A 20,491-nucleotide genomic window follows, 5' to 3' on the forward strand; every position below is an offset into this window, starting at 1 on the left:
ATACGTATTATATTCCCCATCTTTTGTGTATTTTCCAATCTCAAGCTACTTATATTATCCATTTGCCATTATTTTATAATGAAACACGCATCTTTTTTACTTATTCTCAGCTGCATTCTAATTGCTACTGTGTTTTTCTCATTTCAGCAGAATACATCTTTTATAGCTGCCAAACAAACCGAAAAACTGCAATCAGAGAAAGGTCGTGCAAAAGCATTACCACGTATTGCTATTGCTGGCCTAGGGATTGAATCAAGTACTTTTTCTCCCGCACTTACGCATGAAGAAGCATTTCATGCCAGATATGGAGCTGCTATTTTTGCCTACTATCCGTTTTTTACTACAGATTCTCCTCTCAGACAACGAGCAGTCTGGATACCTACATTACTCGGTAAATCATTGCCAGGAGGTGCTGTTACCCGAGAAGCCTATGAGTCACTTGTACAAAAGACATTGGATTCCTTACAGAAAAATGGCCCTTATGATGGTCTCTTTCTGGATATACATGGCGCCATGAGTGTAGTAGGTCTCGATGATCCGGAAGGAGACTTTATTACCCGAATCCGAAAAGTTATTGGCACCAAAACACTAATTTCTACCTCTATGGACTTGCATGGCAATGTGTCATGGCGGTTAGCACAGAATACAGACCTTATCACCTGTTATCGTATGGCGCCACATGAAGATGCTATGGAGACAAAACAACGTGCAGTGGAAAATCTCCTGAAGCGACTAGAAAGTGGCAAAGGAAAACCTACCTATAAAGCCTGGATACCTATTCCAGTTTTACTACCCGGAGAGAAAACAAGTACCCGCATTGAACCAGCCAAAACTATTTACAAAGCAGTTGCACCAGCTGCAGCCCAAGAAGGTATTATTGATGCCGCGATATGGGTAGGGTATGCATGGGCAGACGAACCACGTAACCATGCTGTTGTAATGGTAACAGGTGATGATAAAGAGAAAGTTACACATACAGCAGAACAGCTGGCTAAAAGTTTCTGGGATGCCCGATCCGGTTTTGCCTTTGTAGCACCCACAGGTTCTTTAAAAGAAAGTCTGGACAAAGCAGTAAAAAGTCCCAAGCATCCCTTTTTTATCAGTGATTCAGGTGATAATCCGACAGCAGGTGGTGCAGGAGATGTAACCTGGACATTACAGGAAATTCTGAAAAGACCAGAATTCAAAACCGAAAAAGGACCTTCTCTGATTTATGCCTCTATTCCCGGACCTGAATTGGTAAAAAAAGCCATTGAAGCAGGTGTGGGGGGAAAAGTAGATGGATATGCAGGAGCAGTAGTAGACGCCCGGTACGCACCACCTGTACATCTTGTCGGAACAGTAACTGCAATCGAACGCGGCGATGTCAATGCAGAGGTGGAGGTAGTAGTAAAAGTAGGTAGTGTCTCTATTATTGTAACCCAAAAGCGCAAGCCTTACCACAAAGAGATTGATTTTACCCGGTTGGGTCTTGCACCTCGCCAATCCGATATCGTAGTAGTGAAAATTGGCTACCTGGAACCAGAGCTATATGCCATGCGTGCAGACTGGATACTGGCTCTTACACCAGGAGGTGTAGATCAGAATCTGGAACGTTTACCTTATAAACGCATCCAACGTCCAATGTTCCCACTGGATAAAAATATGAAAACACCAGATCTTTCTGCAAAACTGGTACCTGCTTCTGATAAGTTATAATCACCTTATTAGTTTACTATTCCTGCAAAGCTCTGTATAATGCAGAGCTTTGTTCATTTATATGTATCCCTCCCCTCTTATTGACCCAAACAACTCATCTCACAAAACACACATTTCATACAGATTACTCACCTATCTCTGGTATTAGTTTTCTTAGATTTGATAATAAGATCACTACATTTATGCGATACTTTTCATTCCCAGGTATTTTTTCACTTTGCTGTGCTACCTTGTTGACAGCCTGTAAACTCTACTATCCTGTAGAACAGATAACTTATAAACCCGCTCAAGTGTCCATTACAGAAGGAAAGAGGTTGACTATGCTGATGTGTGGTCCTTGCCACTATAATGCCTCTACCAAAGATTATAGTGGTAAGAAACTCGAAGACTCTCCCGAAATGCTCGGACATATATATGCCAGTAACATTACCAGACATACCGAAGCAGGTATAGGTAGCTACAAAGCCAGCGAACTTGCGTACCTGATACGAACCGGCATTTCCAGAACAGGTAAACTGATGCCTTACATGAAACGTCCCAATATATCAGATGAAGATCTGAATACTATCATTACCTACCTCCAGTCAGATGATACACTGGTTAAAGCTTCTGCCCGAAATCCTGGTAAAACAAAATATACACCCATAGGACGATTCGGTATCAGTATGTCCAAACCACTTCCTTATCCTACTCAAGCCAGTATGAAGTTATCAGCAAACAAAATAAGCAGAGGGAGGTATCTGGTAGATAATCTGGCCTGTTTTCATTGTCACTCCAAAAGCTATCCGTCTCTGAACATTGCTGAGCCTGAAAAATCAAAAGGATACATGGGAGGAGGAAACAGAATGAAAGGTGCTGACAATAAAACTATTCAGTCACCTAACCTTACCTTTCATGCAACAGGTATCGCGAATTGGACAGAGGAAGATCTCAGAAAGGCATTACAGGAAGGTATCTCGAAAAACAATCAGGCTCTTGCGTTTCCAATGCCATTGTATTCAGAGCTTACAAAGGATGAAGTGTCTTCAATATATGCCTACCTCAAATCAATCCCCCCTATTGATAATAACGTAAAACGGAAAGATACCAACCTACGAGATGGTTATTCAGGAAAAGAACTATATACAAACTATTCCTGTAAGTCATGTCATGGTACTGATGGTAAAAGTCCTTTTGACCTCACACAAGCATTCAACAAATATGATAATGAAACACTAAAGAAATATATTCAGAATCCCAAAGCCTTTGGTAATACCCAAATGCCAGCTTTTGAAAATATCATTCCGGAAGAGCAATATCCAGTACTTATACAGTATTTGGAAATGCTTGGTCAAACCCATGCACCTGAATAATCTATTCAGATGCATGAGAGATAAAATTATTCACTGCGTAACGCACGTACAGGGTTAATTAATGCGGCTTTGATAGACTGAAAACTTACGGTCAGGATTGTAAGTAATAAGGCACCTGCACCAGTAACAACAAAAATCCACCAGGAAATAGAGGTACGGTATTCATAGTATTGCAACCACTTGCTAAGAAAATACCAGCTAATTGGCGTGGCAATGACAAATGAAATGAGCACCAACACGACAAACTCTTTGGTTAATAACTGCCAGAGACTACCCATTGTAGCTCCTAATATTTTTCGGATACCAATTTCTTTGGTACGTTGTTCAGCTACAAACGAAGCTAGGCCAAATAAGCCCAATACACTAATTAGCACAGCCAGACTGGCAAATATCCCAGCTAGTTTACCAATACGTTCTTCATGCGAAAACTTCCGGGCATACTCTTCATCTACAAACTTGTATTCAAAGGGAGCAGACGGATTATATTTTCGAAAAACATCTTCTATTTTTGGAAGTGCATCTGCAGCATTTGATCCAGGGGCTAGTTTAATGGTAACAATACTAGCTGCCCGGTAATTCAGTATAAAAACTGAAGGATCAGGCGACTCAAAAGGAGATTGTTTAATCAGATTTTTAATTACTCCGATCACAATAAATTCCTTCCCACTTGATTTCACCCTCTCCCCTATCGGATGTTTAAAATTCATGAGTTTTGCTGCTTCCTCATTCAAAATAACAGCCGACGAATCTGTAGAATATTCTCTGGAAAAATCACGGCCTTCCTTGATTTGCCAATCAATGGTTTTTCCATATTCATGTGTTACCTGGTTCACCATTACCAACGGATGCATATCCGGGGTTTTCCCATTCCATGATATATCTGTTGTGCCTCCATATTGTACAGTAATAGGCGCATTTGCTTCAGCCATTTCAGCAACCACACCTGTATTTTTCAGATCAGTTCGCAAAGCATCATAATGCCCTTTCAGATCAGGTGTATTCATACTCACTTCAATAAGTCCATTGCGGGTATATCCTACAGGACGATCTTTTGCATGTTCGATCTGACGAAAAACAATAATCGTCCCAATGATTAATAGTATGGAAACCGTAAACTGAAAGGAAACCAATACCTGACGAGGAATAGCAGACCAGCGCCCAGCCCGAAACGTTCCTTTTAAGACCTTAACTGGATTAAAGGAAGACAGATATAAAGCTGGATAGCTTCCTGCTATCAATCCGGTAAATACGCTAAATCCAATTCCCACTAACCAGAACCAGGGATTCAGCCAGAGAATAGCCATCTGTTTGTCTGCGATCTGATTAAACAATGGCAATGCAAACAATACAATCGCCAATGCTAATACAAAGGCCAGTAAGGATAGTAACAAAGATTCACAGAAAAACTGGACAATAAGCTGTCCCCGAACAGAACCAATAGCTTTCCGAATACCCACCTCTCTTGCTCGCTTCTCACTACGGGCAGTGGAGAGATTCATAAAATTGATACAGGCTAGTAGCAAAACAAAGGCTCCGATAATACCAAACAACCACACAAATTCAATGAGTCCACCCACAATTACACCATCTTCAAAGTCAGAATAGAGATGCCATTTATCCATAGGATACAGATAAAACTCAGGTTTATATGCTGGAGGATCCTCTTTTCGCATGCGAATGTCTTTTATTTTAGCAGACACCTGATCAAAATCTGCTCCGGGTTTCAGTTGGGCATAGATCAGATAGGAATTTTCGTCCCATTGATCTTTTGCTTGCTTTGCCCCTTCATCTGTTGACAGAAACAGATTCCAGGGAGCCAGAAACGATGCCTCATAAAAATCACTGTTATAAGGAAAGTCTTTGTATACACCAATCACCTTTACCGTTTCTTTGTTGCTTATCTTCACAACTTGATTAATAGGATCTTCTGTACCGAACATCGCCTGTGCAGTAGACTCAGACAGCAAGATAACATGCACATCTTTAGCGGTAAAGCTTGTACCTTTCACAACCGGAACAGACATCATCTGTATAAAATCAGGCTCTGTATATCTCCCCTGTCTGGCTATTTGATTCTCCCCAGAGGCTAAGATGGCCCCTCGTCTAACAGCCAGACTCACTGCTTCAAAATCTGAATATTTCTCACGTAATTCGTTCCCTAACGGAATGGGCATTACATCATAGGCAGATTTTTCCGCTGAGAACGAAACAAACTGCCAGACCTGAGCAATCCGTTCATGGTTCTTGAACTGTTTATTAAAAGAAAGTTCATCATATATCCAGAGTCCGATCAATATCGCGACTGCCATGCCTGTTGCCAGACCTGTAATATTAATGAAGGAGTAACCTTTTTGTTTGGTGAGATTACGAAAAGCAATAGTCAGGTAATTTCGAAGCATATTGGTATAGAGTATAGTGGAACGTTCTTTAGATTGTTTAATGACAGATGGTCTCATCAGGCTAAGTACATCTGTCACATATCGTAACCTGGCCTGCGTCTGTCCCATGTATTGAATGCGTTGCTCAAACAATTCTTCCAGATCGCCTTCTACCTCCTCAAGCAGGTGAGTAGGACAAAAAACATGTAATAAGCGGGTAGCCCACCGTGGTGGCTGCACAACAGACTTCGGTTTCATGTTATAGTGAGATAAAAATCAGAGTGCACTTGTTAAGGTTATAGCCTGGAGTTAAACAACTATCCAACAAAACCAGATACTAAACTACTCTCCCCAGGCAATACCATTAGTTATGTAAATGTATAACAAATGGTCTGCCAAAAAGGAAAAGCGTCCAAATAGAACTAGAAAGAAGGTTTTTCAAAATACAAGACACTATACTCTGTCCGGTATTGGACAGTAAATGTCCGTTTTAAAACAGGAGTAATCAGCTATTATATCACAAAGGCCTCACTGAAACAGTGAGGCCTTTAGGTTGTATAACTATGATTAACAAAGACGAAATTATCTTTACTAAAAACAATCAGGAATAATCAAGCTAATAAGTATTCCACCTACAAAAAATGTTTGTTTATTCCTGATTGGCAGGTGTTAGGCTACATATAAATAATCTTTCATGAGACCGTTGAATAGCACCATGATGATAGGCAAATTTATAAAGCCTGCAATCCAGATGAAAGAGTGTAAATACGCATTTTAGAAAACAGGTATTTGACGCAATATCCAACCCCTGAAATAGATCTATTTACAAGACTCAACAAGTGCTAAGTTATTCTTTCAGTGAAACGCTTACACCTTTTCGCAATGTATTATGTATTTCAGCCACTTTATCCACATGCAAAATCAAGTCTTTAATTTTCTCAGCAGAACTATTGGATGATTGAATAGAGGCAGTGTATGTGATATTTGAGCCAGCTTCTCCTTCCTTACCAAACTCTCCGGAAACCGTTACTTCCACCAGCTCTATCTGCATTTCTCTTCGGGCAGCTTCTCTGTAAACATCATTGCAAAAACAAGTGGCCAGAGCTAGAAACAAAAGTTCTCCCCCATTGACAGAAGAACCACGACCGTCTGTCTTGCCTGGAATAGAAACCTCTTTGGTATTAGTGTTTGTAGAAACTGTAATATCATTTTCCTGATTACTGTTCCTGATAGTAGCAGAAATGATCATAGGGCAGGATTTAATTTGGCGTACTCGCAAAATACCCATAACCATCTAACTATCAAACAAATACTAACAACTTTAACTAAAGCTAATATGTCTCATAGGTATATCTCTCTATAAATAGAAGTTTTCCTTTCTTATCAGAGGTTTTTCGTTCGGTTAAAATGCCTTCCCTATACCTATAATCTACATGAGTATGGTTATCAAAGTTTGAGGTGGTGTTCATATAAACAATGGTACCCGTTTCTGAATAGTGAATGTCGTTTGTAATATGATCAGGAAAACCTATTCTATACTCTTTAATTAGTTGGTTCTGATTATTATATTCACCTTTCCACTCCGTTATTCGATTTCCACAAGCGACTGTACCAGGTAGTAAATTAAAGTTGATATGAACCAGATTGCCATTCTCATCATACTTATACTTCTCTATTTCACTTTTATCTTCTATACTTTTTACTAAACCATTCGCATAGTACTCTAACTTATAATCGCCAATCTTTCGCAATTTTCCTTGTTTGTCATAGGTATACTTAATCTCTCCTAACATATTATCAGTTGAGTCAATTAGTGCTACAGATAAAAGTTTGTTGTCACCATCCGACTCATATTTATAGTTAGGCCCTCCATTCCAAGCAGACCATTGTTCATAGATTTTATGCCCATTTTCATCAAATTTCTCTATGAACGAAAAAATAACATTTTCTTTACCCCCATCAATGGATACCCTTTCCTGAGTGACAGATTTGATTTTATGTTTTCGGATAATTGTTAGTGGGATTTTATCTAGTAATAATCGCTCACTAAATTTAAATTCATCTGCAGGCGGATTAAAAGAAATAGCTTTCGATTTGAAAGGAATAGAAGTGGACCTATCCAGTGAAGAACAGGAGATAAACTGTCCTAGTAGCAATAAGACAAAACAGCTTCGTATCATTATCACATTAGCCTTTTCAGAACGTTTACACATATTTACTTACTTTTCTGAATAAATTAAAGCCCAAGTGTGACTTTTTGATCATCCAAACGACTAATCAGATAAACCATTACCAAGTAGCAACGTGGCTCAAGACAAATTGCAAAAAGAGTTTATCGAGTTGATCTCTTCTCAGCAGAAACTGATTCACAGTATTTGCTCACTTTACTTTGCCTCTACGGATGATAGGAAAGATGTATTTCAGGAGATTGTGCTACAACTCTGGAAGTCTTACCCTGCATTTAAATTTCAGTCCAAAGCTTCTACCTGGATCTATCGGATTGCCCTTAACACTATATTTTCCAGATTACGCAAAGAAAAAAATAAACCTGGCAGACAATCTTTATCAGAGGCAGTTTTTCAGATTCCAGAATCGGAAACCTCTGGCTTAGAAACATCCATTGAGAATTTGTATCAGGCAATTAATCAACTATCAGAAGTGGACAAAGCGGTTATCATGTTATATCTTGATGAACATAGCTATGATGAAATGGCACATCTGCTAAAAATGAGCAGGACCAACGTCAGCACACGCATCAACAGAATCAAAGTTCGCCTGTTTAAACTATTAAAATTATCAACTACATGAATCTTGAAGAGCTAAAACCCCTGTGGGAATCCTATAAAGACCAAACAGGTCAACAATTACATTGGACAGATAATGAAATCGCCAGGATTATTCAACAAAATACAACAGCCTATCCCTGGCTACTCAACTTCTGTATGACAATTCTTTTGATAACTGTTACAGGCTGTTAACATTCTTTATACTATCATTTATGTATTCATTTATTGAGTGGAATATCTCTCCTGAAATCTACACACTTACGGTTGGAGATCTGACATTACCCATTGCCTGGTATGGATTATTGTTTGCGTCAGGGTTTATATTGGGTCAGCAGATTCTGTTTTATATTTTCAAAAAGGAGCAGAAGCCTGCCACTGATGTGCAGTCTCTGACTATTTATATCAGTATTGCCACAATTATCGGAGCTCGGTTAGGACACTTTCTGTTCTATGAATGGCCTTTACTGCTATCTAATCCCACAGAATGGCTATTGGTTTTACTTATTCCACCCTTCCGGGGACTTGCCAGCCATGGAGCCACCCTTGCGATAATCGTAGCCATTTATCTATATGCAAAGAAAAAACCGGAGCAGCCCTTCTTATGGGTAATGGACAGATTAATTATTCCTGTCACATTAGGATGTACTTTCATTCGAATTGGAAATTTGTTTAACTCTGAAATCTATGGTATTCCTACTACACTTCCCTGGGGATTTGTATTTATACGAGAAACCGAGCCATCCTTATTACCACTTGTCCCACGTCATCCTACACAGATATACGAAGCACTATTTTATCTATCTCTGTTTGCAGGTACCTTTCTATTGTGGAGATACAAACGTCATGTATTGCCTTATGGCTTCATCTCAGGTCTGACATTGATACTGCTTTTTGGATTCCGATTCTTTATTGAGTTCTTAAAAAACAACCAGACAGATTTTGAAAATAACCATATCCTGAACATGGGACAGATTTTAAGCATCCCTGCTATTATTACGGGTATTGTTATTCTTTTTCTGATAAATCGTCATAAATCCTCTGTTTCTACTTAAGTTTCTGACTTGAATCATGGGTTCACGTCCTTTCGTATAAGATCTGTTTGACATACTTTCATTTTTAGCTATCTTTCCTCTTTCAGATCTAACGTTGCTCACCATGAAGACCTCCGAATCGATCAACCGACGCGCTTTTTTACAGCTTACAGGAAGTACAGGCGCTATGCTAGCGCTTGGTTTTTCATTAACCGATTGTAAAGGCAAAGAAGCACAGGCAGCTTCCCAACTTACAAACCTGAGTGAAGATGTTATAACAGGCAGAGAGTTAAATCCATTTATTATCATCAATTCAGATGGTAAAATAATTCTGATGGCACATAAACCGGAGATGGGCCAGGGTACCTGGCAATCCATGCCTTTAATTATAGCAGAAGAGCTGGAAGTTACCTTAGATCAGGTGCAGATTCGCATGGCAAAGGTTGAGAAAAAGTACGGTGATATGTCTGTAGGTGGTAGTTATAGTGTGCGGGGTTCATGGATGGATCTGCGTAAGGCAGGTGCAGCCGCTCGTGAAATGCTGACTCAGGCAGCGGCCAACACCTGGAAAGTACCAGTAAGTGAATGTTATGCGAAAGAGGCCAAGATTTATCATAAGTCTTCCAATAAAAGCTTACCTTATGGAGAGTTGGTGGAAGAAGCTTCCAAACTGACGGTTCCGAAAGAACCCAAACTCAAAGATCCGAAAGATTTTAAACTGGTAGGTCAAAAGATTGCCCGTCCGGATATACCATTGAAAGTGAATGGCACAGCTCAGTTTGGGATTGATGTCAAGATTCCGGGTATGCTGTATGTATCTGTATTGCGTTCTCCTGTATTTCACGGCACAGTAAAGAACATAGATGATACAGAAACCAAAAAAATTGCAGGAGTAAAACAAGTGATTCAGGCAGAGCGAAAACTCAATAATCATAAACTATATGGGGTTGCTGTACTGGCAGACAGCTATTGGGCAGCCCTGCAGGGTAAGAAAGCGCTTAAGGTAGAGTGGAATATAAAAGATGTAGACAAAGTCAATACAGACCAGCAATATACTCAGCTTCGTGAACTGACAAAAACAGAAGGAGTAACAGCACGAAAAGAGGGAGACTTTGCAGCAGGTTTTGCCAAAGCGTCTAAAAAAGTAGAAGCTATTTACGAGCTTCCCTTTGCAGCTCATGCACCAATGGAACCACAGAACTGTGTGGCTTGGGTACAGGGAAACAAAATAGATATATGGGCTCCAACCCAGATTCCGGACTCCGCTAAGAAAGAACTGGCAGAGTATCTGAAAATTCCGGAAGAGAATATTTCACTCAATATCACATTTCTTGGTGGAGGATTTGGCCGTCGGTTGTTCGCAGATGCAATCATGGAAGCAGCCTATATTTCCAAACAGGCCAACGCTCCTGTTAAAGTATTATGGACAAGAGAGGATGATATGACAGGAGGCCCATTTCGCCCGGGAACTGTTAGTAGTTTCAAAGGAGGACTGGATGCCAGTGGCAAGGTGATTGCCTTGCAGCATAAAGTAGTAGCCCCTTCTATTATGGACAACATGTTTGGTAGCAAAGATCCCAAACAGCGACAAGACGATGGAGCGATGGAAGGCATTAAGGAGAGTAGTTATGAAATACCCAATAGTAGTTATCAGAACATTTTTGCAGAAACGACTCTTCCTATTGGCTGGTGGCGGGCAGTGTACTCTACTACTACCGCGTTTGCTCACGAATGTTTTATTGACGAGCTAGCTCACACAGCAAAAAAAGATCCGTTGGATTTTCGTGTTGGTATGATTCAGAAAAACCTTCGGATGAAATCTCTTTATACTTTTCTTCGGGATAAAAGTGGTTGGGACAAACCTCTTCCTAAGGGATGGGGCAAAGGTGTAGCAGCCTGGGAGTTTTTTGCAGGAAGAGCAGGCCATGTAGTTTTTGTCTCCAAAAAACCTACAGGTGGCCTTCAGATAGAAAAAGTTGTGGTAGCTATTGATTGTGGTACAGCAGTCAATCCGGATAATGTTAAGTCACAAGTAGAAGGAGCAACTGTCATGGCATTGATGGCTGCTCTCCGGGATTCCATTACATTTAAAGATGGAGTACCACAACAAACAAACTTTGATAATTATCGTATGATGCGTATGAGTGAAATACCTTCTATTGAGGTACATCTTGTTCCAAGTGTCGAGAAACCTGATGGTGTGGGTGAGCCGGGCTTACCTCCGCTTGCACCTGCTCTAGCCAATGCAGTATTTGCTGCCACAGGTAAACGCATCCGCAAACTGCCTTTCGATCTGGATACTGTCTAGAAAATACCCAAAAGCTATTCATGATTTTCTGGCTTGTGTCTTCAAAAGAAGACACAAGCCATTTATTTTGGCTGTCAGATTATCTATTTATACATTCTATTCTTTTTATACATATGATTCGCCTTATTGATCGGGATATAATACTTCGTCAACCTACTATAGGATATACGATCAGTTCTGTACAGCAACTATATTATACCAATTTTTTAGAAGATGAACTCACACCAGAAGAACTTGCGTCCAGAATAGAACCTCTGGATCATAGAAAGTCATCTATCAAACCTATATTTAGCCATACCACTCTACTTTATCATCCGTCTACCAACGAAGCTGAGTATCCTGCACTTTTCAGCGAGGCCTTCAGACAGGCTCTCGAAAAGACAAATATTCAGTCGCTGTATTGTCTGACTGATACTAAACGTTCTGTTTTCGGAAATCTCTCCAATACGTATGCGCCTCTGAAAAAAGCCTATAAGGCACTCAAGCAGATTACAGGAAATGATAGTACATATCAGGGAGGATTTGAAATAACGTTGGACTCGATTAATGAATTTATATCTATTCTGTTCTGGATAGCTCGCTGTGATACTCTCTCCTTTTCTCTAACCTCTGATGATGATTCTTTTGTAGCAGAATTTTGTAAGTATGGCAATCTGCATATTACTTTCTATCAGGAGACGGCCTTTACTAATCTATTATCCCATTTTCTAGCTTATGGATTACAGGAGTGGAATGAGCAAGAATATAACAGGTTTGGCTCATCCAGTGCTATTAAAGGACGCAGAATTAAAATATAGTAGAAAGCAGGCAATTAATTCCTTTCTCCAATTTTAATTTGTCTAGGTGCCACAATATAAATAGGTAAAGATAAATTTCTCCCCATGATATTATATCTCACACTTCCGCCCGTTTATACACTATAAATCCAAACCTTCCTTATTATAACTCTATTTTTGACATAACCCATGAACAAACCTCTATTCATTATTTTCTATTTTCTGCTCTCTTTGCCCTTATATTCTCAGGCAAAGCTCGATACTCTTCTGCCTGTAAGAGGTTTTTGTATTGGAGCCCCTCAACCCAAAGATGTGGATCGGTTTATAAAATTTATCAATGAAGAACTAGCTCCCCGAAAAGTTAACACACTCATTCTACGAGTTGACTTCAACTACCAATATGAAAGTCATCCGGAGCTCAGAGATAGCATTGCACTTTCAAAGAAAGAGGTAAAGAAACTGGTAGCTGCCTGCCGAAAGAACAGCATTAATATTATTCCTCAGATCAATTTATTAGGTCATCAGTCATGGGCAAACACAACGCATAATCTGCTAAAGAAATATCCTGAGTTTGACGAAACACCACATGTTCAGATGCCAGCAAAATACCAATGGCCTAATCCAGATGGATTGTATTGCAAAAGCTATTGCCCGTTACATCCAACAGTTCATAATGTAGTGTTTGATATAGTAGATGAAATGTGTGATGTATTTGGCTCCAATGCCTTTCATGCAGGTATGGATGAAGTGTTCTACCTGGGAGATGACAAATGTCCTCGTTGTGCAGGTCGTGACAAGGCAGAACTCTTCGCAGGAGAGGTACGAACCATACGGGATCATTTGGCACAGAAAAACCGTAAGCTCTGGATCTGGGGAGATCGTTTACTGGATGGCAAAACTACCGGACTGGGAATGTGGGAAGCCAGTTACAATAACACCTACCGGGCTATCGATTTGATACCAAAAGATGTTATGATCTGCGACTGGCATTATGAACGCCCGGATCAAACACCCGTATTGTTTGCAATGAAAGGGCTTCAGGTTATTACCTGCCCATGGAGAATGCCTAAGTTTGCCGTATTGCAGACACAGGATATGGTACGGTTCCGGGCATCCTCTACACCGGAAATGAAAGATCGGTATCAGGGCATGATGCAAACTGTATGGTCAAGTGCGGGCCAGTTTCTGGATGAATATTACGGACAAGCTACCAACTCCAATGCTAATGGAAATACAGCTTCCAATTGTTTCAGAACTATGTACAACGAAATCACGCAACTAGGAAAATGAAAGTAACAAACATGCGTGTATTATCTATTGACGTATTCAGAGCACTAACCATGCTGCTTATGATCTTTGTCAATGACTTCTGGACTTTAAAAGACATTCCTCAATGGTTGGAACATTCACAGGCAGATGTAGATTTCTTGGGGCTATCCGATGTTGTATTTCCTTGTTTTCTGGTAATTGTCGGTATGTCCATCCCTTTTGCAATTCAGAACCGGATAAGCAAAGGGGATTCCAACTTTCAATTGATTAAACACATTGTGATCCGTTCTATTGCCTTGCTTGTAATGGGTGTATTCACAGTCAATAGCCCTGATCTGAATCCGGAAGCTACAGGTATGCGTCAGGAATATTATATCATTCTGATGATTCTGGGTTTCTTTCTGATCTGGAATGTATATCCCAAATCAACAGACTGGAAAAAATACCTGTTCATAGCCTTACAGGTTATCGGAGTTTGTCTGCTGGTCTGGTTAGCAATAATTTTTCGGGGCAACGCAGATAATCAGATTGTTGGGTTTCGGACTCAATGGTGGGGCATTCTGGGATTAATTGGCTGGGCCTATCTAGGTAGTGCTATTATTTATGTATTCATATGGCGCAAACCTATACTCATTCCTGTAGTATGGGGATTGTTTACATTACTGAATATTGCCGATCATGCACACTGGCTGGAAGCAGCACATCTGAGTGATGTATTTGGCTGGATACCTGGAACTGGTGCTTTCCATTGCTTTACCTTTGCAGGTATAACTGCAACCCTTCTGCTTGAAAAATATTATTCCAGTGCAGAAAATAAAAAATTATTGATTATTTATCCAATAATCGGAGCTGTACTTATTGTTCTGGGACTTATTTTCAGACAATTTTCTATTATCATCTCCAAAATTCACGCAACTCCTACCTGGATCTTCCTATGTAGTGGTATTGCTTTTCTTTTTTACACTATAATCTATTGGCTGGTAGACTTAAAGAAGAAAGCTAATTGGTTTGATATTATTAAACCAGCAGGAACGAGTACCCTAACCTGCTATCTGATTCCCTATTGGTACTATGCCATAGCAGCACTATACGGCTTTGTGATTCCAATTGCCTTCAAAACAGGAGCCTTAGGTTTGATCAAATCCATGATTTATGCATTTATTATCATTGGAATTACTGCATTACTGGGCAAACTAAAAATAAAGCTGAAGATTTAATTCTCACACAATGCCGGACCGCCATAAAGTCCAGTCCGGCATTACTTATTTTTCCGCTTCTATAGGTTTATTCAAATCTATATGCTGCAGTATAGCAGGATCTGCCAGATCGGCTGTAAAACTTCTGGTATAGTCCAGTTCAATCTCAACATTCCCAATCACACAATCCTGTACATGTCCACCCGTTGTGCGGGCCTGATCGATAAAATGAAAGTGATAGGTCGGGCTATTTAATACAGCTGCTGATTCTGGTGTAAAAAAGCCAACAATAGTACCTTTCATTTTCGTATGTGTAAACTCACTTACAGGTACTTGTTCAATAGGTTTATAGGGTTTTTCCTGTTTGTGATAACTGGTAAAGGTAATAGAGGCAAACTCTCCACTTATTTTTATAGCAGCAAACGTATTCTTTACAATCAGCGAGTCCAAATACTGTTCCAGCTCCTTTAGCGAAAATGCCTTATTTATCTTTACTTGTTTGTCTGTTTTGAAAAACTTGATAGCAGAAAAAGCAATTTTAGCCTGATCAGGCATTACCTTCGCTTTGCCATCAGCAGGAATGGAATAAGCTACTCCATCCAGAATAACCAATTCACTAGCTACCTTTTCTTCGCTTCCCAAGCCAAAATCACCATAAGATTTTAACTCTTTGGCAGTAGTCACACCATCATACTGCCCCAAACGAATGGCCCGATTCAATGAAATATAATGTATGCTATCAGGCTTATCTGCAGAAATAGTTGCTGAGATCATAGTGATCAGAAGTAAAGGGATGATTCGAATCATAATACATAAGTTTTATACCGTAGTGCATCCAAACCAACTAAAAAACCAGACCAGCTAATTCACTTTTCCATAATAAATAGCAGAAGTATTCTACACCCGATAAGGAATGATATATTTGTGATACGCCTATGAAAACTCAAAACTCACTATACAAACGAATCAGACTCTCAACACTGGATAATCTGGAGTTATTGATAGCAAAAGAATATACAGATAGTTTTCCAGCCCACAGCCATAATACCTTCTGTCTGTCTTTGATTGATCAGGGCACTTTCAGTGAAAACAATATATTGGCAACACCCGGCACTATTCATCTCACACCTCCGGATAAGTTACATACGAATGAACTTGTACATGAATCAGGTTATTCATTCAAAACTTTTTACATAAGTCCGGATCTGTTAAAATCACTCCATGCATCTCAACCCATTTATTTTGAGATGTCTGTAATATCAGATCCGGAGCTATACAATTCATTCCAAGAAATCGTACAAGATTTTGGGAATCAATCACCTGCACCTATAGGTGCACTACAGGAAATAGTAAAAAAGCTCCTTATCAGATACGCAGTGGACAAACCAGAAGAAGAAAAGTATGAATCTGCCACAATAGTCAGAGAATTACAGATGTATATCCATGAACATCTTGAGGAAAAAATTTCTCTGGAGCTTTTAGCTTGTAGGGCAAGGCTTGGGAAATTCAAGCTGTTACGCTTATTTCAGAAATATACAGGTCTGTCCCTATTGCTTATATTATTCTTCAGCGTATTGAAAAAGCCAAATCACTGTTAAAAAGTGGCTACCCTGTGGTAGAAGCTGCATTGGAAACAGGATTCTATGATCAGAGTCATTTCACCAGTTATTTCAAATACTATGTTGGCGTCCCTCCTGTGACATATCAGAATGCCTGCAATATTTTACAAGACCAGAAATAGAAAGATTTATTTCTTTGTACAAATTTCTATTTCTATGCGAATAAACTTTCTGACACTGTTTTTTTCTGCTTTTATAGTAGTATGCTGTAAATCAGCAAAGAAAACTTCTGTTCCTACTATTGCCCAGCTTGAAGCACAGCTCAAGAATATAGAATCGCACTCTGCTCTACCAGGATTTGCTGTAGCTATCGTAAATCAGGATGGTGTTGTCTATCAAAAAGGATTTGGCTATGCCAATCTGGAGAAGAAGATTCCTTATACTCCAGAGACTATTCAACCAGTTGGTTCTGTGAGCAAAACATTTATTGCGCTAGCAATACAGAAAGCCATTGAACAAGGGCACTTTACACTGGAAACAAAGATCAATGATATTCTTCCCTTCCCTGTCAACCATCCTAAATTCCCTGAGAAAGCTATTACAATCAGGCAATTGGTGACCCATACTTCCGGAATTCTGGATAACGAAGCCGGATACCAGAAAGCCTATCAAAATGAAAAAAAGCCTACTATTTCCTTAAAAGAATATCTGATTAGTTATCTTACTCCAAAAGGCACTTTATACACATCTGAAAACTTCAGTAATCAGGAACCTGGTATAGAGTACAACTACACTAATATTGGTTCAGCGCTAGGAGCTTATCTGATAGAGGCCAAAACCAATATCTCCTATGCAGAGTATGTAAGGCAATACATTTTACAACCCTTACATATGCAGGACTCCCATTGGTTTTATGACCCCATCAAAGCAGATCAGTATGCATTGTTATATAACCATGTAAATAAACCCTATGACTTTTACTCATTAGTAACTTATCCGGACGGAGGTTTACGAACATCCTGTCACGATCTGTCTTTGTATCTGATTGAAATGATCAAAGGATATACCCAACAAGGTTCGCTGCTAACAGGAAAATCATACCAGTATATGTTTAGCCCCCAATTTGAACCAACTAACATACCAGCAGGATTTCCTGAAAAGTACACCAATCAAAGTATGTTCTGGACGATCAATCGTGCTGGGAGAATTATGCATACGGGAGGAGATCCGGGTTTATCCGCTTTCATATCTTTTGATCCTCAAAAACAAACAGGACGGATTTTATTGATAAATACAGAAGTGGAAGAGAATGAGAAAGCTGTGCAGCAAATCAAGGAGATTACAGAGATTCTGCAAAATGTTGAATCCCATCTTAACTAATCATTTTAACACAAAGTATCTGTTTCTGGCTTTATCAGAACTTCAGCACAACATATAAGACAAATGCATCACTGAAAAATTAATATTCTCATAATACCAGACTATGTAGATTTGGCTATTCATTGTTAACATTTATTTTGTTATGAAAGCCACTTTACTTACTCTCTTAGGAATACTCTGGCCGGTAACCTTTCTGGTAGAGATAGATCAGCTCCCTTTAAACCAGATTCAGATTATTGGCTCACACAATAGTTATAAACAAGCTATCGAACCGGCCTTGTTTCAGACATTGAAAAAAGCGGATTCTTCTCTGGCTAATCATATTGACTATAGCCACCTAAGTCTTGAAGATCAGTTGAACATGGGATTGCTTAACCTGGAAATAGATATCTATGCAGATAGTCAGGGAGGAAAATATAGCCATCCAAAAGGACTTGACTGGGCAAAACAAACAGCTCCTTATGACCCAAAAGAAGAGATGAAAGAACCTGGATTTAAAGTCTTTCACATACAGGAGATTGATTTTCGCAGCCATTGTCTTACGTTCAAAAATTGCCTCCAGACCTTAAAGAGTTGGTCTGATACTCACAAAGGTCATTACCCTATATTTATTACAATCAATACCAAGGACGAGACTATCAATAAACCAGGATTTACGGTTCCAGAAAAATTTACTGCCGAAGTATTTGATCAGTTGGATAAAGTACTTGTAGAAACACTTGGCCGGGATAAACTACTTATACCAGATGATATACGAGGAAACCACAAAACACTGGAAGAAGCTGTAAAGAAAAAGAACTGGCCTAAAGTACAGAAGGCCAAAGGGAAGTTTATCTTTATTCTGGATGAGACTGGAGCAAAGCGAGCTTCCTATATTCAGAATCATTCGTCACTAAAAGGACGTATCTTATTTACCAATTCAGACGCAGATACACCAGAAGCAGCAATCCTTATTAAAAACAACCCAGAAAGAGATTTTGCAGAAATACAAAAACTGGTAAAACAGGGCTATATAGTTCGTACTCGTGCCGATTCCGATACAGAAGAAGCCAGACATAATGACTACAGTCATTTTACGAAAGCACAACAATCTGGTGCACAAATCATCACTACCGATTATTATGTACCCAGTACTCATTTCAAGTCTGATTACCAGATTAGTTTTAAAGACAAAAAATATATCAGGGTAAATTCGGTAAAACCATAATGCCTGCTTTTACCGAATTTACAAAAAGGAGTATTTTTAATTTTATCTAAAATATCCTTTCCTCTATTTTTTCTTCCTAAAATCTAGTAAAAATAGTCGGTTATCTTCTATATACAGTAACGATAGAAGATAATCTTTATGAAAACTCAATCCCAACACGTAAGCCGCAGAAGTTTTCTGGCAGCAACCGGAGCAACACTCACGGGTAGCTTGCTGGTAAACCCATTTTCCCTACAAGCTATACCTATTACGAAACCAGCTAAAAAAGTTCGACTAGCTATGGTTGGTACCGGAAGCCGAGGTAGTAGTATGTGGGGTACCGATGTACAGAAAAACTACAGTGAACATATTGAATTTGTTGGTCTGTGTGATATCAATCCGGGTAGATTGGAATACGTCAAAAAAAGAATGGGTGTAACTTGCCCTACGTATACTGACTTTGACAAAATGATGAAAGAGGCAAAACCAGATACTCTTATTGTCACTACAGTCGATGCTACTCACCATGAATTTATAATCAAAGGTTTGGAAATGGGTGCTAATGTACTCACAGAAAAACCTATGACTACTGATGAAACTAAATGTCAGGCTATTCTGGATGCAGAAAAACGTAGTGGTAAAAAAGTAACTGTTACATTCAATTATCGGTATTCGCCTCATCGCGCCAAAATGTATGAACTTCTCCGGCAGGGAGCCATTGGTAAACTTACTTCTGTAGATTTCCATTGGTATCTGGATACTAGTCATGGAGCCGATTATTTTCGTCGCTGGCACAGACTGGTAGAGAAAAGTGGTTCATTGTGGGTACATAAAGCTTCACACCATTTTGACCTGCTCAACTGGTGGATAGATAGTGATCCAACAGAAGTATATGCATCTGCATCACTCGATCATTATGGAAAAAACAATTCATTCCGTCATACCAATTGTCGCCCATGTCCGCATAAAGACAAGTGCAAATATTATTGGGACATCACCAAAAATGAATCGTATGTGAATCTGTATGTTAACAACGAAAAACACGACGGATATCTACGAGATGGATGTGTATGGAAAGAAGATATCAATATTTATGATAAAATGGCAGCAACCATTAAGTATGCCAATGGAGTACAGGTTAGCTATTCCTTAACTACGTATTCACCTTATGAAGGATATCGTATTGCATTCAATGGTACAGAAGGCAGGTTGGAAGCTTGGATTCAGGAAAGTAATCCAACTGAGAAACGCGATTATGATGAGCTAATGCTGACAAAGAATTTTGGAGAAAGAGAATATATTAAGGTATCTCATGGCACCAGTGGTCATGGAGGAGGAGATAAATTACTAAAAGATCGCATTTTTATTCCAGGCACCTCTGATCCATTACGGCAGTCTGCAGGAACTAGAGATGGGGCATTGGCCATTCTGATTGGTATTGCAGCCCGTAAAAGCACACAAACAGGACAAATAGTTAAGATTGGCGATCTGACAACAATAAAACCTCAAGCACAAAAGGCCTGAGAGACTAAACCAAAAAGCCTATAGACTTATCTATAGGCTTTTTACTCT

Annotated in this window: 18 protein-coding genes; 14 read left to right on the forward strand and 4 right to left on the reverse strand. The window is 39.4% G+C overall.

Annotated features, from left to right (window positions below):
- The first annotated feature begins 78 nt into the window (after positions 1-78).
- Together QNI22_RS20545 and QNI22_RS20550 are read left to right on the forward strand one after the other, a co-directional pair.
- Positions 79-1,698 (forward strand): M81 family metallopeptidase, encoded by a 1,620-nt coding sequence (locus QNI22_RS20545; RefSeq protein WP_314513567.1) that lies wholly within the window; start codon positions 79-81, stop codon positions 1,696-1,698.
- 182 nt (positions 1,699-1,880) lie between these two features.
- Positions 1,881-3,050: a cytochrome c gene (locus QNI22_RS20550; RefSeq protein ID WP_314513569.1), complete on the forward strand. Its 1,170-nt coding sequence runs from the start codon at positions 1,881-1,883 to the stop codon at positions 3,048-3,050.
- A gap of 26 nt (positions 3,051-3,076) precedes the next feature.
- On the opposite strand, the gene QNI22_RS20555 is transcribed toward QNI22_RS20550, so the two are convergent.
- The 3 genes from QNI22_RS20555 to QNI22_RS20565 all read right to left on the reverse strand — a co-directional run bounded on the left by QNI22_RS20555 (position 3,077) and on the right by QNI22_RS20565 (position 7,641).
- Positions 3,077-5,686, reverse strand: coding sequence for an ABC transporter permease (locus QNI22_RS20555; RefSeq protein ID WP_314513571.1), 2,610 nt, complete (start codon positions 5,684-5,686; stop codon positions 3,077-3,079).
- Between the two features lie 589 nt (positions 5,687-6,275).
- Entirely contained in the window at positions 6,276-6,677 is a 402-nt protein-coding gene (locus QNI22_RS20560; RefSeq protein WP_314513572.1) for an OsmC family protein, read from the reverse strand.
- Between the two features lie 82 nt (positions 6,678-6,759).
- On the reverse strand, positions 6,760-7,641 hold the full coding sequence (locus QNI22_RS20565; RefSeq protein ID WP_314513573.1) for a hypothetical protein: 882 nt from the start codon (positions 7,639-7,641) through the stop codon (positions 6,760-6,762).
- 91 nt (positions 7,642-7,732) lie between these two features.
- Between QNI22_RS20565 and QNI22_RS20570 the strand changes: the two genes are divergently transcribed.
- The 7 genes from QNI22_RS20570 to QNI22_RS20600 all read left to right on the forward strand — a co-directional run bounded on the left by QNI22_RS20570 (position 7,733) and on the right by QNI22_RS20600 (position 14,815).
- The gene (locus QNI22_RS20570; RefSeq protein WP_314513574.1) at positions 7,733-8,236 is read left to right on the forward strand and encodes an RNA polymerase sigma factor; all 504 of its coding nucleotides are present in this window, start codon (positions 7,733-7,735) and stop codon (positions 8,234-8,236) included.
- Positions 8,233-8,406 (forward strand): hypothetical protein, encoded by a 174-nt coding sequence (locus QNI22_RS20575; RefSeq protein WP_313987949.1) that lies wholly within the window; start codon positions 8,233-8,235, stop codon positions 8,404-8,406. The genes QNI22_RS20570 and QNI22_RS20575 overlap by 4 nt, the downstream gene beginning before the upstream one ends.
- A 20-nt stretch (positions 8,407-8,426) precedes the next feature.
- Positions 8,427-9,266, forward strand: coding sequence for a prolipoprotein diacylglyceryl transferase (gene lgt / locus QNI22_RS20580; protein ID WP_314513576.1), 840 nt, complete (start codon positions 8,427-8,429; stop codon positions 9,264-9,266).
- Positions 9,267-9,369: 103 nt separating this feature from the next.
- Positions 9,370-11,553 (forward strand): xanthine dehydrogenase family protein molybdopterin-binding subunit, encoded by a 2,184-nt coding sequence (locus tag QNI22_RS20585; RefSeq protein ID WP_314513577.1) that lies wholly within the window; start codon positions 9,370-9,372, stop codon positions 11,551-11,553.
- Positions 11,554-11,666: 113 nt separating this feature from the next.
- The gene (locus tag QNI22_RS20590) at positions 11,667-12,350 is read left to right on the forward strand and encodes a hypothetical protein (RefSeq protein ID WP_314513578.1); all 684 of its coding nucleotides are present in this window, start codon (positions 11,667-11,669) and stop codon (positions 12,348-12,350) included.
- A gap of 168 nt (positions 12,351-12,518) precedes the next feature.
- The gene (locus QNI22_RS20595) at positions 12,519-13,619 is read left to right on the forward strand and encodes a family 20 glycosylhydrolase (RefSeq protein WP_314513579.1); all 1,101 of its coding nucleotides are present in this window, start codon (positions 12,519-12,521) and stop codon (positions 13,617-13,619) included.
- Positions 13,616-14,815, forward strand: coding sequence for a DUF5009 domain-containing protein (locus QNI22_RS20600; RefSeq protein ID WP_314513581.1), 1,200 nt, complete (start codon positions 13,616-13,618; stop codon positions 14,813-14,815). Before QNI22_RS20595 ends, QNI22_RS20600 begins: the two co-directional genes overlap by 4 nt.
- Positions 14,816-14,860: 45 nt before the next feature.
- Here the strand turns inward: QNI22_RS20600 and QNI22_RS20605 are convergent, their stop codons facing one another.
- Positions 14,861-15,601 (reverse strand): acetolactate decarboxylase, encoded by a 741-nt coding sequence (locus QNI22_RS20605; protein WP_314513583.1) that lies wholly within the window; start codon positions 15,599-15,601, stop codon positions 14,861-14,863.
- 128 nt (positions 15,602-15,729) lie between these two features.
- Between QNI22_RS20605 and QNI22_RS20610 the strand changes: the two genes are divergently transcribed.
- The 5 genes from QNI22_RS20610 (at position 15,730) to QNI22_RS20625 (ending at position 20,443) form a co-directional block, all read left to right on the forward strand.
- On the forward strand, positions 15,730-16,392 hold the full coding sequence (locus tag QNI22_RS20610) for an AraC family ligand binding domain-containing protein (protein ID WP_314513585.1): 663 nt from the start codon (positions 15,730-15,732) through the stop codon (positions 16,390-16,392).
- The gene (locus QNI22_RS40320) at positions 16,386-16,535 is read left to right on the forward strand and encodes a helix-turn-helix domain-containing protein (RefSeq protein ID WP_419836236.1); all 150 of its coding nucleotides are present in this window, start codon (positions 16,386-16,388) and stop codon (positions 16,533-16,535) included. The genes QNI22_RS20610 and QNI22_RS40320 overlap by 7 nt, the downstream gene beginning before the upstream one ends.
- Before the next feature lie 34 nt (positions 16,536-16,569).
- A complete protein-coding gene (locus tag QNI22_RS20615; protein WP_314513586.1) occupies positions 16,570-17,733 on the forward strand; it encodes a serine hydrolase domain-containing protein in 1,164 nt (387 codons plus the stop codon).
- Between the two features lie 142 nt (positions 17,734-17,875).
- The gene (locus tag QNI22_RS20620) at positions 17,876-18,940 is read left to right on the forward strand and encodes a phosphatidylinositol-specific phospholipase C1-like protein (RefSeq protein WP_314513587.1); all 1,065 of its coding nucleotides are present in this window, start codon (positions 17,876-17,878) and stop codon (positions 18,938-18,940) included.
- A 138-nt stretch (positions 18,941-19,078) separates the two neighbouring features.
- Positions 19,079-20,443 carry a Gfo/Idh/MocA family protein gene (locus tag QNI22_RS20625; protein WP_314513588.1) on the forward strand — a complete coding sequence of 455 codons (1,365 nt, stop codon included), beginning with the start codon at positions 19,079-19,081 and terminating at the stop codon, positions 20,441-20,443.
- The last annotated feature ends 48 nt before the right edge of the window (positions 20,444-20,491 follow it).

Source organism: Xanthocytophaga agilis (genome assembly GCF_030068605.1).
Classification (GTDB): domain Bacteria; phylum Bacteroidota; class Bacteroidia; order Cytophagales; family 172606-1; genus Xanthocytophaga; species Xanthocytophaga agilis.

What these genes read in the sequence shown, in the direction of transcription:
- QNI22_RS20545 (WP_314513567.1), top strand. Translation starts at nt 79, where the DNA reads ATGAAACACGCATCTTTTTTACTTATTCTCAGCTGCATTCTAATTGCT.
- QNI22_RS20550 (WP_314513569.1), top strand. Translation starts at nt 1,881, where the DNA reads ATGCGATACTTTTCATTCCCAGGTATTTTTTCACTTTGCTGTGCTACC.
- QNI22_RS20555 (WP_314513571.1), bottom strand. Translation starts at nt 5,686, where the DNA reads ATGAAACCGAAGTCTGTTGTGCAGCCACCACGGTGGGCTACCCGCTTA.
- QNI22_RS20560 (WP_314513572.1), bottom strand. Translation starts at nt 6,677, where the DNA reads ATGATCATTTCTGCTACTATCAGGAACAGTAATCAGGAAAATGATATT.
- QNI22_RS20565 (WP_314513573.1), bottom strand. Translation starts at nt 7,641, where the DNA reads ATGTGTAAACGTTCTGAAAAGGCTAATGTGATAATGATACGAAGCTGT.
- QNI22_RS20575 (WP_313987949.1), top strand. Translation starts at nt 8,233, where the DNA reads ATGAATCTTGAAGAGCTAAAACCCCTGTGGGAATCCTATAAAGACCAA.
- lgt (WP_314513576.1), top strand. Translation starts at nt 8,427, where the DNA reads ATGTATTCATTTATTGAGTGGAATATCTCTCCTGAAATCTACACACTT.
- QNI22_RS20585 (WP_314513577.1), top strand. Translation starts at nt 9,370, where the DNA reads ATGAAGACCTCCGAATCGATCAACCGACGCGCTTTTTTACAGCTTACA.
- QNI22_RS20590 (WP_314513578.1), top strand. Translation starts at nt 11,667, where the DNA reads ATGATTCGCCTTATTGATCGGGATATAATACTTCGTCAACCTACTATA.
- QNI22_RS20595 (WP_314513579.1), top strand. Translation starts at nt 12,519, where the DNA reads ATGAACAAACCTCTATTCATTATTTTCTATTTTCTGCTCTCTTTGCCC.
- QNI22_RS20600 (WP_314513581.1), top strand. Translation starts at nt 13,616, where the DNA reads ATGAAAGTAACAAACATGCGTGTATTATCTATTGACGTATTCAGAGCA.
- QNI22_RS20605 (WP_314513583.1), bottom strand. Translation starts at nt 15,601, where the DNA reads ATGATTCGAATCATCCCTTTACTTCTGATCACTATGATCTCAGCAACT.
- QNI22_RS20610 (WP_314513585.1), top strand. Translation starts at nt 15,730, where the DNA reads ATGAAAACTCAAAACTCACTATACAAACGAATCAGACTCTCAACACTG.
- QNI22_RS20615 (WP_314513586.1), top strand. Translation starts at nt 16,570, where the DNA reads ATGCGAATAAACTTTCTGACACTGTTTTTTTCTGCTTTTATAGTAGTA.
- QNI22_RS20620 (WP_314513587.1), top strand. Translation starts at nt 17,876, where the DNA reads ATGAAAGCCACTTTACTTACTCTCTTAGGAATACTCTGGCCGGTAACC.
- QNI22_RS20625 (WP_314513588.1), top strand. Translation starts at nt 19,079, where the DNA reads ATGAAAACTCAATCCCAACACGTAAGCCGCAGAAGTTTTCTGGCAGCA.